The sequence below is a fragment of the Kitasatospora cinereorecta genome, from assembly GCF_024172095.1.
GTDB lineage: Bacteria > Actinomycetota > Actinomycetes > Streptomycetales > Streptomycetaceae > Kitasatospora > Kitasatospora cinereorecta.
This window is the reverse complement of record NZ_JAMZDX010000004.1, coordinates 403,310-418,048: the sequence shown is the minus strand read 5'-3', so window position 1 is coordinate 418,048 and position 14,739 is coordinate 403,310. Positions and strand designations below refer to the sequence as shown.

Annotated in this window: 15 protein-coding genes; 8 read left to right on the top strand and 7 right to left on the bottom strand. The window is 75.6% G+C overall.

The genetic code is table 11. The annotated features are described in order from the left end of the window. Window positions 1-41 precede the first annotated feature (41 nt). Window positions 42-830, top strand: a complete 789-nt coding sequence (locus tag FHR36_RS22045; RefSeq protein ID WP_253799894.1) for a DNA-formamidopyrimidine glycosylase family protein — start codon at window positions 42-44, stop codon at window positions 828-830. 10 nt (window positions 831-840) lie between these two features. On the opposite strand, the gene FHR36_RS22040 is transcribed toward FHR36_RS22045, so the two are convergent. Beyond that, a complete protein-coding gene (locus FHR36_RS22040) occupies window positions 841-1,476 on the bottom strand; it encodes a nucleoside/nucleotide kinase family protein (RefSeq protein WP_253799893.1) in 636 nt (211 codons plus the stop codon). A gap of 111 nt (window positions 1,477-1,587) precedes the next feature. On the opposite strand from FHR36_RS22040, the gene FHR36_RS22035 reads away from it, so the two are divergent. The 5 genes from FHR36_RS22035 to FHR36_RS22015 all read left to right on the top strand — a co-directional run bounded on the left by FHR36_RS22035 (window position 1,588) and on the right by FHR36_RS22015 (window position 6,181). Further along, window positions 1,588-2,121 (top strand): HD domain-containing protein, encoded by a 534-nt coding sequence (locus tag FHR36_RS22035; RefSeq protein WP_253799892.1) that lies wholly within the window; start codon window positions 1,588-1,590, stop codon window positions 2,119-2,121. A gap of 203 nt (window positions 2,122-2,324) precedes the next feature. Then, window positions 2,325-2,492 carry a hypothetical protein gene (locus tag FHR36_RS22030; protein WP_253799891.1) on the top strand — a complete coding sequence of 56 codons (168 nt, stop codon included), beginning with the start codon at window positions 2,325-2,327 and terminating at the stop codon, window positions 2,490-2,492. Then, window positions 2,489-2,776 carry a dsRBD fold-containing protein gene (locus FHR36_RS22025; RefSeq protein WP_253799890.1) on the top strand — a complete coding sequence of 96 codons (288 nt, stop codon included), beginning with the start codon at window positions 2,489-2,491 and terminating at the stop codon, window positions 2,774-2,776. Before FHR36_RS22030 ends, FHR36_RS22025 begins: the two co-directional genes overlap by 4 nt. A 194-nt stretch (window positions 2,777-2,970) precedes the next feature. Further along, window positions 2,971-4,767, top strand: coding sequence for a serine/threonine-protein kinase (locus FHR36_RS22020; protein ID WP_253799889.1), 1,797 nt, complete (start codon window positions 2,971-2,973; stop codon window positions 4,765-4,767). Window positions 4,768-4,786: 19 nt separating this feature from the next. Continuing rightward, a complete protein-coding gene (locus tag FHR36_RS22015; RefSeq protein ID WP_253799888.1) occupies window positions 4,787-6,181 on the top strand; it encodes a hypothetical protein in 1,395 nt (464 codons plus the stop codon). Window positions 6,182-6,260: 79 nt separating this feature from the next. Here FHR36_RS22015 and FHR36_RS22010 read toward each other — a convergent pair whose 3' ends face one another. From FHR36_RS22010 to FHR36_RS22000, 3 genes are all read right to left on the bottom strand, one after another. Further along, window positions 6,261-6,701 carry a DUF5958 family protein gene (locus tag FHR36_RS22010; RefSeq protein WP_253799887.1) on the bottom strand — a complete coding sequence of 147 codons (441 nt, stop codon included), beginning with the start codon at window positions 6,699-6,701 and terminating at the stop codon, window positions 6,261-6,263. Next, the gene (locus FHR36_RS22005) at window positions 6,701-7,240 is read right to left on the bottom strand and encodes a DUF6882 domain-containing protein (RefSeq protein WP_253799886.1); all 540 of its coding nucleotides are present in this window, start codon (window positions 7,238-7,240) and stop codon (window positions 6,701-6,703) included. The genes FHR36_RS22010 and FHR36_RS22005 overlap by 1 nt, the downstream gene beginning before the upstream one ends. An 82-nt stretch (window positions 7,241-7,322) precedes the next feature. Next, on the bottom strand, window positions 7,323-8,567 hold the full coding sequence (locus FHR36_RS22000) for an MFS transporter (protein ID WP_253799885.1): 1,245 nt from the start codon (window positions 8,565-8,567) through the stop codon (window positions 7,323-7,325). A gap of 101 nt (window positions 8,568-8,668) precedes the next feature. On the opposite strand from FHR36_RS22000, the gene FHR36_RS21995 reads away from it, so the two are divergent. Beyond that, on the top strand, window positions 8,669-9,763 hold the full coding sequence (locus FHR36_RS21995) for a DUF5937 family protein (protein ID WP_253799884.1): 1,095 nt from the start codon (window positions 8,669-8,671) through the stop codon (window positions 9,761-9,763). A 29-nt stretch (window positions 9,764-9,792) separates the two neighbouring features. On the opposite strand, the gene FHR36_RS21990 is transcribed toward FHR36_RS21995, so the two are convergent. The 3 genes from FHR36_RS21990 to FHR36_RS21980 form a co-directional block, all read right to left on the bottom strand. Continuing rightward, entirely contained in the window at window positions 9,793-10,527 is a 735-nt protein-coding gene (locus tag FHR36_RS21990) for a CHAP domain-containing protein (protein WP_253799883.1), read from the bottom strand. A 72-nt stretch (window positions 10,528-10,599) separates the two neighbouring features. Beyond that, a complete protein-coding gene (locus FHR36_RS21985) occupies window positions 10,600-11,991 on the bottom strand; it encodes an outer membrane protein assembly factor BamB family protein (RefSeq protein ID WP_253799882.1) in 1,392 nt (463 codons plus the stop codon). Next, complete coding sequence (locus tag FHR36_RS21980; RefSeq protein WP_253799881.1) at window positions 11,966-12,259, bottom strand: hypothetical protein; 294 nt, start codon at window positions 12,257-12,259, stop codon at window positions 11,966-11,968. The genes FHR36_RS21985 and FHR36_RS21980 overlap by 26 nt, the downstream gene beginning before the upstream one ends. Before the next feature lie 120 nt (window positions 12,260-12,379). Here FHR36_RS21980 and FHR36_RS21975 point away from each other — a divergent pair, with 120 nt between their 5' ends. After that, window positions 12,380-14,725, top strand: coding sequence for an FHA domain-containing protein (locus tag FHR36_RS21975; protein ID WP_253799880.1), 2,346 nt, complete (start codon window positions 12,380-12,382; stop codon window positions 14,723-14,725). The last annotated feature ends 14 nt before the right edge of the window (window positions 14,726-14,739 follow it).

Genomic DNA, 14,739 nt, shown 5'->3' with positions numbered 1-14,739 from the left:
CGGCATGCCGCCGTGGGCACCCGGCGTTGCATGATGGGGGAGTGCCCGAAGGAGACAGCGTCTACCGCGCCGCCGCGCAACTGCACCAGGCCCTGTCGGGACAGGTGCTGACCGCCGCCGACCTGCGGGTGCCCGCGCATGCCACGGCCGACCTGCGCGGCCGGCTGGTGCTGGAGACGGTGCCGCGCGGCAAGCACCTGCTGACCCGGTTCGAGGGCGGGGTCACCCTCCACACCCACCTGCGGATGGACGGCCGCTGGCAGGTCTTCCCGACCGGGCAGCGGTGGACGGGCGGTCCGGCGTTCCAGATCAGGGCGGTGCTCGGCAACGAGCGCAGCACCGCGGTCGGCTACCGGCTGCCGGTGGTCGAGTTGCTGCGCACCGCGGAGGAGGAGCGCGCGGTCGGCCACCTCGGCCCGGACCTGCTCGGCGCCGACTGGGACGCCGACGAGGCCCGGCGGCGACTGCTGGCCGCTCCGGAGCGTCCGATCGGGGAGGCGCTGCTCGACCAGCGCAATCTGGCCGGCATCGGCAACGTGTACGCCAACGAGCTGTGCTTCCTGGCCGGCATCACCCCGTGGACGCCGGTCGGCGAGGTCGCCGTCCTCGACCGGCTGCTGGCGCGTGCCCGGCAGATCCTCGACGCCAACAAGCTGCGCAACGGGCACGTCACCACCGGCGACACCCGCCCCGGGCGGCAGAACTGGGTGTACGGGCGGTCCCGCCGTACCTGTGACCGCTGCGGCACGCCGATCCGGACCACCGCGCACGCCGAGGACCGGCCCGCCTACTGGTGCCCGTCCTGCCAGCGCGGCCCGACCCCGCCGTGACGGCCCGGGTTCAGGAGTGCTCGACCAGGGCGGGGTGGCGCAGGTCGTCGCTGCGGACGGTGAGGTCGGCGAGTTCGCCCGGCGCGGTCTCCGTCTCGTACCGGGCGAAGGCGGGCAGCGTCCACCGCTCCTCCTCGGGGGTGCGGCGGGCCAGTGCGGCGGGGGAGAGCGCCAGATGGACCGTCAGCTCCAGCGGCAGCCAGCGGCCCAGCAGCAGCGGACCGTCCAGCAGCAGCACCCCGCGCGGCGGCAGCTCCACGTACCTGGCCCGGGTCGCCCGGTCGGTCGCCGGGTCCCAGAAGGTCGGCAGGACCCGTCCGCTGCTGCCCGGCTCCAGCGGGTCGAGCACCTCGCGCAGCAGCGCGCCCTCGTCGAGCCAGAGGTCGTGGAAGGCGTCGGCGTCGTGCCGGCCGTACTCCAGCCGCACCGACGCGGGCCGCAGGAAGTCGGCGGCGGACACCCGCAGCACCGGTCGCCCGCGCAGCCGCAGCCGCTCCTCCACCGCGTCCGCCAGCTCGCCGGGCCGGGCGGCCGGGGCGCCGTCGAACGCCACCCGCAGCCGCCGGTCGCCCTCGGCGGGGAGGGTGTCGATCCGGTCGGCGACCAGTTCGGCCAACCGGTCCGGAGAGATCGGGGTCACCTGCACGCTGAGCCACTCCTTGTCGCCAAGTCGACTATATTGCCCGGAAACTGACCGGACCGCACCGGCCGGATCGCACCGACCGGATCGCACCACGATTGCCGAGGAACCGCACCGATGCCCGAGCCCGCCTCTGAGTCCCCTGTCGTCGGCGCGCTGACCCTCGACGAGGTCGACGCCCTCGCCGCCGCGGCGCACGCCGGCCAGACCGACCGGATCGGCGTCCCGTACGTCGAGCACGTCCGCGCGGTGGCCGCCGGGCTGGCGCCGTTCGGTGCCGGACTGCAGATGGCCGGGCTGCTCCACGACGTCCTGGAGGACACCCCGCTCACCGCCGACGACCTGTTGCGGGCCGGGGTGCCCGCCGCCGTGGTGGCGACCGTGCGGCGGGTGACCCGGGTGCCGGGCACCGGGTACGAGGAGATGCTGCGCCAGGTCGTCACCGACCACTCCGCCACCCTCCTCAAGATCGCCGACAACGCCCACAACTCCCGGCCCGACCGGGCCGCCCTGCTGCCCGAGGCCGACCGGCTCCGGCTCGCCGAGCGGTACCGGGCGGCCCGCGCGGTGCTCTGGCCGGCGGTCGCCGCGGCGGACGTCCGTGCCGTGGTCGCCGTCGTCAACCCGGCCCTGCTGGCCGAGCTCGGCTGACCGGCCGGGCCGCCGTCCGGCCGTATGCAGTGTCGCCGCGCGGCCGTACCCGGTCGGCGGTGGCCCCGCGGCCCGCGCGGGAGCACGCTGGTAGGGAGAAACGCGTCCGCCCGGTCGCGTATGCCGCGCCCGCCCCATCGGTCCCGCGGCGGCACCCCCGGCCGCGCGGGACGCCGGAACATCCGAGCACCCTGGAGCCGGCGATGTCCGAGATGAACGACAGGCTGAGCGACAAGGCCGCGCGCGACGAGGACGACGTACGCGCGGCCGACCCCGAGGAAGGCATCACCTCCTACCAGAACCTGCATGCGCAGGAGGAGTCCCTCGCCGAGGGCGACCGGGACGACTCGGCGGAAGACGGCGCGCGGTGAGCGGCGCCGTCGCCCCCGGGCCGCACGTCACCGAGTGGGCGGTCCGGCTGCGGGTCACCGAGGACGGCGACCTGACCCGGGCCCACGCCGCGCTGGACACCGGCACCGGCCTGATCGAGACCGACGCCGAGGCCCGCCGCAGCCCGCTCGACCCGTCCGACCCCGCGATCGGCGACGAGCTCGCCGCCGGCCGGGCGCTGATGGACCTCGGGCACCGCCTGCTGCGAGCCGGCTCGGTCGCCGCCGAGGCCGCCGACACGGCCCGCAGTCGCGACGGACAGTGACTGTGTACGTCCGACCCGGACGTTCCAAGGAAAGTTCCCGGAACGGCGACAAGTAGTGTGCGAAACAGCTGAATCGTGACCTTTCAGCGCCCGTGGGCCGGAACCTGCCGACCCGCGGGCGCGTCACTCTCGGTGGCCGCGCACCCGTGCGGACCACGCCGCCAAGGGTGGACAAGGTGAACGACGACAGACCCATGCCCGACAGCCGTGCGGACGAGCCCGCCGGCCCGGCCAAGGACCCCTCCGGCCCCGCCGCGGGGCCCGGCCCGGACGCGCCCGGCACGGCGCCCGCCGCAGCGTCGGCCCCGGTGGGCCCCACCACCGTGGGCGGAACGCCCGTGGACGCCCGCTGGGAGCTCCCCGACTACAGCCACGAGCGCGAGCTCGGCGCCGGCGCCTCCGGACGGGTCGTCCTCGCCCACCACCGGGCCACCGGCACCCCCGTCGCGATCAAGTACCTCACCGGAGAGAGCGCCGACCACGCCTCCTTCCGCACCGAGGCGGAGCTGCTGGCGGCCCTGGAGTCCCCGCACGTCACCCGCCTCTACGAGTACGTCGAGGGCCCGCGCGGCGCCGCCATCGTGATGGAACTCGTCGACGGCATCTCGCTGCGCGACCTGCTGCGCGCCGAGGGCGCCACCGGACCCGAGGCGGCCCTCACCGTCCTCAAGGGCTCCCTGCTCGGCCTCGCCGCCGCCCACCGGTCCGGCGTCGTGCACCGCGACTACAAGCCGGGCAACGTCCTGGTCACCGTCGACGGCGAGTCCAAGCTGGTCGACTTCGGCATCGCCGTCCGCAGCGGCGACAGCGGCACCGTCGCCGGCACCCCCGCCTACATGGCCCCCGAGCAGTGGACCGGCGCGCCCGCCTCCCCGGCCACCGACGTGTACGCCGCCACCGCCACCTTCTTCGAGTGCCTCACCGGCGCCAAGCCCTTCGACGGCGCCACCCTGATGGAACTCGCCGTCCAGCACTCCGAGGCCGAGATCCCCGACAGCGACGCGCCCGAGGCGCTGCGCCCGCTGATCCGCGCCGGACTCGCCAAGACCGCCGACGAGCGGCCCGACGGCGCCGCCGAGCTCGTTGCCCAGCTGGAGGAGGTCGCCGGCGCCGCGTACGGCGAGGACTGGGAGGAGCGCGGCCGCCGCCGCCTCGCCGCCCTGGTCGCGCTGCTGCCGCTGCTGCTCCCGATGGCCGGCGGCGCACCCGCCGCCGGCGGCACCTCGTTCGCCACCACCGTCCTCGGGGCCGGCGCCTCCGCAGGTGCGGGGGCCGGACGCGCCGCCCGCCGGTTCGGGCCGCGGGCCCGGATCGCCAGCGCCGCCGGCGCCCTGGTCCTCGCCGGCGGCGCACTCGCCGGCGTCGCCTCCGCGGGCGGCAACGCGACCGAGGGACAGACCGACGTCCCCGTGCCGGAGGCCACCACCAGCTTCCTCGCCCTCCCGCCCATCGCCGGCACCGACGCCCCGCCGTCACCCACGGCCTCCGCGTCCGCCTCGGCGAGCGCCTCGCCCTCCGCGAGCGCGAGCACCAGCCCCTCGGCCTCGCCGAGCCTGGTGAAGCCGACCCTCAAGCCGACCACCGCATCCGCCGCCCCGCCCACCGGCGGCGGCTCCACCCCCACCCCGACACCCACGCCGACGCCCACCCCGACCCCCACCCTCAGGGTGGTGTCGGTCGGCCTCAGCCTCAGCTGCCGCAACAACTGGGCCTTCGTCACCCTGTCCGGCACCACCGACGGAGCGGCCGACGGTTCGCTGACCATCACCTGGTTCGACGAACCCACCAAGGGCGGCCGTCGGACCGTCCTCGGCACCAAGACCATCACCCTGCCGAAGGGCCAGACGGCGATCAGCGGTAGCTTCAGCTTCTCGTTCGCGAGTTCCACCAAGCCGTACTGGGGCGCGAGCGTCGCCACCGTGCCCGCCGCCCTGCGGGGCCAGAACTCCTGGTCCGACGTGCAGGCGAGCACCTGCGTCGTGATCGGCTGAGGAAGGACGACACACCACCATGACCACCAACCCGCCGCCCTCCCAGCCCGGCACCGACCCCGCCTCCGGGCTCGTCCTCGGACCGGTCCGCCGTCCCGCCGCACCCGCGCCGGAGCCCGCACCCGCGCCGGAGCCCGAGCCCGCGTCCGTGCCTGAGCCCGCTCCCGCCGAGGAGCCCGAGGCGACGACCACCGAGGCCGCTCAGCCCGAGCAGGCGGCCCCTGCCGCCACGCCCACCCCTGCGCCGCCGCCCACTGACGGCGGAACCGTCCAGCTCGTGATGCCCAAGGACGGCACGGTCCGCCTCGGTGCAAAGCCTGCGCCCGCCCCGGCGGCCGACCTGGACGGCACGGTGCGCCTCGGCCCCAAGCCCGGGGCCACCCCCGCCGATCCCGACGGCACGGTCCGCCTCGGCGCGAAGCCCGCGCCCGCCCCGGCGGCCGACCTGGACAGCACCGTCCGCCTCGGCGCGAAGCCGGTGGCCGCCCCGGCGGCGGACCCGGACGGCACCGTGCGCCTGCCCAAGCCGGCGCCCGACCCCGACGGCACCGTGCGCCTCGCGCCGCAGCCGCCCGTCCGTGGCGGCGACACCGTCCAACTGTCCGTACCCGCAGCCGTCACGGGGGCCGAGGACGGCACTGTCCGCCTCGGGGCGAAGCCCGCGGCCGACCTGGAGAGCACTGTCCGGCTGCCGCCCGGTGTCCCGGTCGGTTCCACCGTCGAAATGCCGGTGACGGACGGCGGCGAGGGCACCGTCCGGCTGCGTCCGGCCGGGGCGCCCGGTGACACCGTGCAACTGCACGTACCGCCGCAGGGCGACGCCGACGGCACCGTGAAGCTGCGGCCGGGCGGGTTCGAGAGTGCCACCCATCTCGACCCCGAGGTCTGGCCCACGCCCGTCTCGTCGCCGGCGCCGCCCGCCGGGGACGAGTCCCTGCGCCGCTTCGGCCCCGGTGTGCCCCCGCAGGCGGCGGCCGTGTGGCACGGCGCGGCCCAGGCCGAGCCGACCGAGCCGAAGAAGCGCAAGCGCGGCCGCTGGCTGGTGCTGCCGCTGGTCCTCCTGCTCGGTGTCGCGGGCTTCCTCGGCTGGGAGCGGTACGGGAAGCCGGTCACGGTCAGCGGTGTGGAGGTGCGCAGCGACTCCGAGGGTCCGGCGTGCGACGGCACCGCGGTGATCACCGGCACCCTGGAGACGGACGGCGGCGCGGGCGTGGTGACGTACCACTGGCTGCGCAGCGACGGCACCGACTCGGGGACGCTGAGCCAGCACGTGCCCGCCGGTCGGAACCGGACCGAGGTGGTCCTCCGGTGGACCTTCCAGGGCCGGGGCGAGATGGCGGCGACCGCCACCCTCGAGGTGCTCAGCCCGACCACGCAGAGTGCGGCGACGTCCTTCACGTACGCCTGCCGCTGAACCCAGTGGCCCGGCGCCGGCCCGGCCCCCGCGGACTCCCGAGTCCCGGCGGGCCGGGCCGGTCTCGTTCGCCGCCCGGTCAGGCGGAGGGTGCGGCTGGCCCGAGATGGTGCCAGGGGTGGTGGCAGGTCGGGGTGCAGGACCGCTCGCGGCGCCGGCGGTCGGCGACGGTGAAGAGGGCGATCAGCAGCCGGAAGGACTTGAGCTGCTCGTTCCCGGGCAGGGTGGCGATCCGGTGCAGCTGCGGGGCGAGGTGGCCGCGCGCGAGCAGGACGGCGGGGGTGTGGGTGGGCCTGATGCCGGAGCGGGCGGTGGCCTCGGGGGCGTCCTCGGTGGTGGCGCGGGCGTGGAGGCAGAGCTCGGCGAGCACGGTCAGGACCGCCGTCCGCTCCGGGGCGGCCAGGTCGGTGAACCACGTGATGCCGTCGTCGAGCGGGTGCAGCTCCTGGGCCAGGCGGTTGAGCAGGATCGTCCGGTCGTCCAGCGCGGGGAGGATGCGCGGGAGGGGGTGACGGGACATCAGTCGTCCGTGGCGACGCGGAAGGTGGTGGGGGGCTCGTCGCGGCGGGTGAGGGTGACGGTGCCGAAGGTCAGGTAGGGCACGGCGGCGGCGCCGGTACCGCGGTAGAAGCCGCCGGCGCGGGTGATCCGCAGGGCGAGGGCGGCGAGGGTGGCGGCGTGTTCCTGGTCGGCGTCGACCTTGGGCTCGGTGAGCGCGGTGTGGCCGCGGTGCTGGGCCCAGTCGCGGACGGTGCGGGAGTCCCGGCTGAGTTCGGGGAGGATGCTGGGGTTGGCCCAGGCCCACAGCCAGCTGCCGGCGGCGGCGTTGTGGGTGCCGAGGATCTGGGCCGGGGCGGTGGCGGTGCGGTCGGGGAAGGTCCAGGTGAGCAGGCCGGTGGCCTGGTCGAGGTCCCACCGGTCGGCCGTACCGAGGCCCCAGCCGCTGTGTGCCTCGGCCAGGTGCGCGACCATCTCCTCGCCCTCCCGCAGGAGGGCCGCGAGTTCGGACGGGCCGCGCCCGGTACGGGCCGCTCCGGTGGGGCGTTTGAAGAGTCGCATGCTGCAGTCTCTCAGAGGTCCGGTCGGTCGCCGCCCCAGGGTTGCGGGGCAGGGGTAGGGGCAGCGCCGGGCGGACGGGCGGTCAGATCGCCGGGCCCCAGCGGCGGACGGCGGCCGCGCCGAGCGCGGTCGCGGCGGCCAGGGCGCCCCACAGCGCGCCGGGACCGACGCCCAGCAACGCGGTGAGGGCGGCCGGTGCGAGCGCCTTGCCGAGGCCGGTGGACAGCTCCCAGCGGGCCAGCGTGCGGCCGAGGCGCTCCGGCGGTGCGGAGGCCACCACCAGGGCCGTCCCGGAGCCGGTGTAGAGGATCTCGCCGAGGGTGTACGGCACCGCGACCGCCACCAGGCCGATCGCACCGGCCGTGCCGCCCAGCGAACCGGCGGCCCAGAAGCCCAGGTAGGAGGCGGCGAGCAGCAGGCCGGCCCCGGCCAGGGCCGAGCGGCGGGCCCGGCGGCCGAGCCACACCACCACGGCCACCTGGGCCGCGATGACCAGCACGGTGTTGCCGACGAAGATGCCGGACGCCCAGGCGGCGGAGGCGTGCAGCCGGGTCACCAGCAGGGCGGGCAGCGCGACTTCGAGCACGTCGAAGCAGAAGGCGTACGGCAGGTTGGCGATGCCCAGCACCCCGAGCCGCGCCGGTGCGACGGGGACGGCGGGGGCGTCCGGCGTTTCCGCAGGCCGGCCGGCTGCCCGACGGCGGGTGCCGGTGAGGCGGAGCGAGAAGGTCAGCGCGGCGGCGGCGAGGAAGGCCATGCCGGTGACGGCGGCCAGGGTGCGCAGCGCCCCGGCGCCGCCGGCCAGGACGACGGTGGCGATCAGCGCGCCGAGGCCGAGGCCGGCGTTGCGCAGCGAGCGGCCGGCGGCGAGTGCCGCGTCGCGCGCCCGACCCTCCGTCACGGCGGTGACCACGGCGGCGTGGGCGGTCGGCCAGGACTGGTTGCCGACGCCGAGGACCACCACGGCCGCGGTGAAGCCGACCGGTCCGTCGGCCGCCATCAGGACCACCACACCGAGGGCGCGAAGGAGCAGGGCGAGGGCGGCCGCGGAGCTGCGCGCGCCCCGGTCGATCCAGCGGCCGGTGAGCGGGACGGCTGCCAGGCCGGCGAACAGTCCGACGGTGAGCGCGAGTCCGGTCCGCCCGGCGGTCAGGTGCAGCACGCTCACGCCGTACAGCAGGAGGAAGGGGCGCAGCAGGCCGGCGCCGAGCGCGTCGACGCCGAGGGCGACGGCGTAGCGGCGGGGCAGGTGGCTCCAGGGGCGCAGGGCCGGTCGGGCGGTGGGCCGGCGGACCGGCCGGTGAGCGGGGGCGAGAGTCGTGGTCATGGCGGCAACGGTGCGCCGCCGCGCCCTGGCCGGGCACGCGGATTGACGACTCCCGTCAACCGGTGGCGGGCCCGCCCGCGAGCCCTGGCAGGATCGGCGCCATGAGCCTGAGCATCGACATCACCGGGCTGCCGCCGGAGCGGCTGCTGTTCGCGCCCTCCCCGCTCGGCGAGCTGAACGCGATGCTGCACGTGCTCGCCGAGCCCGCGCACCACCCCACCCTGCACGGCTGGGCGGCCGCGACGACCACCGCGATCAAGCCGGAGCTGGCGGACCGGCTGCTGGAGGCGGACTTCCTGTGGCGCTCCTCGCGGGCCGACTTCCTGGTCCCGGCCCGGCCCGGGGCGAGCCTGACGGAGGAGCTGGACGCGGTCGACCGGATCGACGACGAGCTGTACGTCGCAGCCGCGCTGGTCACCACCTGCGGCTCGTCCCGGCTGCACTTCCGCTCCGGATCGCCGCTGACCGACCCGGAGGACCGGGAGCGCGCCCGCGAGCTGGCGCTGGCCCGCGGCCCGCGCCAGGCGGCGTTCGCGGACCGGCTGCTGGCCGACCCGCCGGCCGTACGGGCCCTGGTGCGGCGGCTGCTGGAGGACTGCGAGCAGGCGTTCTTCGCCGACGCGTGGCGGCGGGTGCTGCCGGACCTCGCCGCGGACGCCCGGCACAAGGCGGACCTGCTGGCCCGGCACGGCCTCGCCGGGGCACTGGCCGCGATCTCCCCGGCCGTGACGCTGGAGGAGGGCGGCGGCCGGCGCCGGATCGTCGTCGACAAGCTGCAGGACAACACGGCCAGCGCCACCGACCGCGGCGGGGTGACCTTCGTGCCGACCGCCTTCGGCCGCCCCCACCTCCTGGTGGTGCACGCCCGCGGCTGGCAGCCGGTGCTGCAGTACCCGATGGCGGAGGGCGGCTCGGACGACCCGGTGTCGCTGGCGCTGGTGCAGCAGCGGCTGGAGGCGCTGGCCCACCCGCTCCGGCTGCGGCTCGCCCGCACCATCGCCCGCGGGCCGCACACCACCGGTGAACTCGCCGACGCCTGGCAGCTGACCGCCCCGGAGGTCTCCCGGCACCTTGCGGTGCTGCGCAAGGCCGGCCTGCTCACCACCCGGCGGCGCGGCCGGTACGTGCTGTACGAGCTGGACCTGGGCGCCAGCGCCAGGCTCGGCGCGGACCTGCTGGAGGCGGTCCTGCGCTGAGCCGGTCGGGCGGGACGGGTCCGGGGGTGTCAGGAGGTGAGGTCGCGGCTGCCGTCGCGCCGCTGGCCGGGCAGGTCGGTGGGCTCGGACGGGTCGGGGGCGGCGGCCCCGGCCGGTTCGGCGGCCTCCGGCGCGGGTGCCCCGCCCAGGTCCGGTGCGTCCGCCGCCTCCTCCGCCGCTGACGCCGCTGACGCCGACGCCGCGCGCTGCGGCGCCGACCCGGCCGGCAGGTCGTCCTCGCTCGCCTCCTGCCCGAAATAGGTGACGCCGGGCCGCCCGCGCCATCCGGGGTCGGCGCAGACCAGCCCCTCGGGGTAGGCCGGGTAGCCGTACGACTCGACGTAGTCGGAGCGGCGCCGGTACACCCGGCGGTAGACGCCGTCGCCCTGCGGGGAGCCGTCGTCGTTGGTGTTGCCGGCGACCACGGTGATGGTGGTGGCGGTGTACGCGGTGCAGATGCCGGTGTGCTCGCCGCCGGGGCCGGACGGGTTGCCGGGCTCGCCGAAGAACACCTGGGCGCCGACCGCCGGGTAGACGGAGAGCCGTCCGCGCCGCTGGAACCAGGCCCGGCCGACCGAGCAGGAGGCGGTGTTGGGGAAGAGCGCGCCGTTGCCGCTCTCCCGGGCCACCGCGCTGACGAAGTCCGCGCACCAGCTCTCGGCCGGCCGGCCCATCTCGCTGGAGAACCGGTTGGCGTTGTTCGGCCCCTCCCGGTAGCCGACCCAGCCCTCGGCCCGGTCGATCATCGCTCGCGCGCCCGCCATTTCGTCCTCCCACCGCTCGCCTGCCAGCTGGTTTCCCTGCGAACGAGCGACATAACCGTGCGTCACGAGATATCAACCGAACGTGAAGGCGGTCACCCCGTCCGCGGTGCCGACCAGCACCCGGCCGCCGGCCAGGACCGGTGAGGCGAAGTGCGGGAGCTCGGCGCCGACCTCGGCGTGCTGCAGCACATGTCCGCTCGCCGGGTCCACCGCGTCCAGGACGCCGTTCTGCCAGTCGAGCACCCAGACCGCACCGCCGCCGACCACCGGCGAACCGGCCCGGCCCAGCGGCAGCTTCCAGGCGACCGAGAGCGAGGCGTCCGCGCCCACGCCCAGCCGGACCAGGCCGTCCTCGCAGGGCAGGTACACCGCCGAGCCGTCAACCGCGGCCCCGCCGTACGCCGGGCAGACCTGGGCCTCGGTCAGCTGACCGCCCACGCCGCCGAGATGTGCGGCGTCCAGCAGGTACGCGGTGCCGCGCTTGCCGAGGGCCAGCACGAAGCGGTCCACCCGGACCGGGGAGAGCGAGCCGAGGTCGGCGTCGACCGCGTTGTCCGCGGCCCAGCTCGCCGGGGCGAACAGGTCCGCCCGGGTCAGCTCGGGGGTGAGGGCGAGCACCGAGTCGGAGCCGTCGTACGCGCCGCCGGTGGACTCGCCGTTGCCGACCGACACCAGCAGCCGGTCGCCGTCCACCACCGGGCCCGCGCTCGCCCAGATGCCGCCCTCGCGGCCGGTCGGCACCACGTAGGAGCGGAGCTCGCCCGCGCCGGAGACCGGCACCGAGACCACCGCGCCCCGGTAGTTGCCGCAGTCGCCGAACAGGCCGCCGTAGGCGATCACCACCCGGCCGTCCCACAGGGCCAGCGCCGAGCGCTGCTGGTGGGCGAGCCGGTCGCCGGTGGGCGGCTCGGCGTCGCGCCGGACCACCGGCTCGCCGGTGGCCGCGTCCAGGCCGTTCAGCACGTGCCGCCCGCCGGCCAGCTCGGCGAGCACGAAGACCAGCCCGGTCGACGGGTCGTAGACCGGGGTGGAGGTGATGCCCAGCGGGTCGATGTTGCCGCAGGGCAGCTCGGCGGCGCGGGCCGGTGCGCCCAGGTTGCGGCTCCACACCACCGCCCCGCTGCCGGGGTCGAGCAGGTACACCGTGTTGTTCTCGGTCGCCGCCAGGATCCGGCCGCCGACCACCAGCGGCTGCCCGTAGACCGCGCCGTCCAGCCGCGCCGCCCAGGCCCGGGCGAGCGGCCCGACCGGGGCGGCGTCCGGCGCCGTACCGGTGCGCAGCGCGTCCCGGTGGTAGGTGGGCCAGTCGCCGGCCGCCGCCGGGGTGGGGGAGCGGGGACCGGCCGTCAGGGTGGACGGACCCGGTGCGCCGCCGCCCGCGCCGCCGGAGGAGCAACCGGCCAGCAGCAGCGCCGCCGACAGCAGCGCCGCGGCCCGCTCAGACCTGCGGAGCCGTCGCACCACCGCCGGCCTTCACCGCCTCGACCATCCGCTGGTGGATCTCCCGGGCGGTCTTCTCGTCGGCGGCCGGCACCGGGCTGCCCTCGACGGTGAACCAGTCCAGTGCCCCGCTGTACTGCACGGTCACCCGTGCCTCGCCCTCGATCCAGGTGGTGTGCAGCGTCAGGTCACCGGTGATCACCCCGATCTCCACCGTCTTCACCCCGCCGGTACCGGCTTGGATGCCCTGCGTCGTCCAGGTCGCCCAGGTGTTCACCAGCACCGCTCCCATCGCGCCGATCTGCTTTGCCCCATCAGGTACCCAGCCTCGGGGCACCGCCTCCCACTGTCACCCGGTCGGCCGAAAACCGCCCCTCGGGCGGGTGCCCAGGGTGGGGTCTAGCATCGACGTATGGGAGAGCGAGAGTTCGCGCTCACCGCGCCGCAGCTCGTACTCGAGACCGACGGCGACTCGCAGGTGATGAGCCCGAGTCGCACGTACGCCGTCGGGCGGGATCCAGCGAGCGACATCGTGCTCAGCGATCCGCGGGTGTCCTGGCACCACGCGGTGCTGCACGTCGGCGACGGACACTGGGTGCTCGACGACACCGGCTCCACCAACGGCACCTTCTGCGAGGGCCACCGCGTCGCCCATCTGGACGTCGGCCCCGGGACGGTGATCTGGTTCGGCAGCCCCGCCGACGGCGCCTGCTGCCGGCTCAGCGCGCTGCCCGAACCGACCGCCGTCAGTGCCCGGCAGCCGTCCGGACTGACCTCCATCACCGGCTCGTTCCGGCCACCGACCACGGTGCGGCCGCTCCCGGCCAAGGTGGTGCGGATCGGCCGCGCCCCCGACAACGACCTGGTGGTCGGCGACCTGTCGGTCTCCCGGCACCACGCCGAACTGCGGGCCCGCGCCGACGGCCGGTACGAGATCGCCGACCTGGAGAGCCACAACGGCACCTTCCTCAACGGCCAGCCGGTGCTGCAGGCACTGGTCGGCCCTGGCGACCTGATCGGCATCGGCCACTCGGTGTTCTGCCTGGTCGGCGACGAGCTGCAGGAGTTCGCCGACACCGGCGACATCGACCTCGACGTCGAGGGGCTGACCGTCCAGGTGGCGGGCGGCAAGGTCCTGCTGGACCAGGTGACCTTCCCGGTCGGCCAGAAGTGCCTGCTGGCGGTCGCCGGACCGAGCGGCGCCGGCAAGTCCACCCTGCTCAACGCGCTCACCGGGCTGCGCCCCGCCGACCAGGGCACGGTCCGCTACGACGGCCGCGACCTCTACCGGGACTACGCCGAACTGCGCAGCCGGATCGGGCTGGTCCCGCAGGACGACATCCTGCACACCCAGCTGAAGGTCCGCCGCGCCCTGTCCTACGCCGCCGAACTGCGCTTCCCCGGCGACACCGCCGCCGCCGAACGCGACGCCCGGGTCGAGGAGGTGATCACCGAACTCGGCCTCACCCAGCGCGCCGACCAGGTGATCTCCAGCCTCTCCGGCGGCCAGCGCAAGCGGGTCAGCGTCGCCCTGGAACTGCTCACCAAACCGTCCCTGCTCTTCCTCGACGAACCCACCAGCGGGCTCGACCCCGGCATGGACCACTCGGTGATGCAGATGCTGCGCGGCCTCGCCGACGACGGACGCACCGTCATCGTGGTCACCCACAGCGTGCTCAGCCTCGACCTGTGCGACCGGCTGCTGCTGCTCGCCCCCGGCGGACGGATCGCCTGGTACGGGCCGCCCGAGGAGACCCTCGACCACTTCAGTTACCACAACTGGCCGGAGGCCTTCGAGGCGTTCGAGAACGAGCGCGACCGCGACTGGGCGGGCCAGTTCCGGGCCTCCCAACCGTTCCGCCGCTACATCGCCGGCGTCACCGAACGCCCCGTCCCGCCCGGCCCCGAGCCGAGTGCGGCGGCGGCCGTCCCGGCGCCGCCGCGCCCCAAGCCCCGCCGCTGGCGCAAGCAGGTCGGCACGCTGTGCCGGCGCTACGCCAGCGCGCTCGCCGCCGACCGCACCTTCATCGCCGTGATGATCGCCCTGCCGTTCATCATGGGCGCGATGGCCCACGCGCTGGCCGGCTCCACCCTCAACGCGGACACCGCGCTCAACGCACTGCTCATCCTGTGCGTCGGCGGCGTGCTCACCGGCGCCGCCAACGCGGTCCGCGAACTGGTCAAGGAACGCACCATCTACCAGCGCGAGAGAGCCGTCGGCCTGTCCAGATCGGCGTACCTGTGCTCGAAGGTCATCGTGCTCGGCACCATCACCGTGGTGCAGTCGGTGGTGCTCACCATGGTCGCCCTGGCCGGCGTCAAGATACCGGGCGGCGGGGTGTACCTGCCGCCCCTGTTGGAGATCACCCTCGCCGTCGCCCTGCTGTCGGTCTCCGCGATGATGCTCGGCCTGCTGATCTCCGCCCTGGTCAAGAAGGAAGAGGTGACCATGCCGCTGCTGGTGCTGGTCGCCATCGTCCAGGTGGTGTTCTGCGGCGCCCTGCTCCAGCTCGACCAGATCCCCGGCCTCAACCAGCTGTCCTGGCTGATCCCCTCCCGCTGGGCGTTCGCCGCCATGGCCTCCACCGTCGACCTGCACCAACTCGTCCCCGGCAACCTGGCCGACGACCCGCTGTTCGCCCACCGGCCGGGCATCTGGCTGATCGACATGGGCATGCTGGTCGTCCTCGCCGTGGTCTACGGTCTGGTGGTCGCCAGGCTGCTGCGCCGCCACGAACCGGCCGTGATGCGGCGGTAGACGGCGGACGGCAG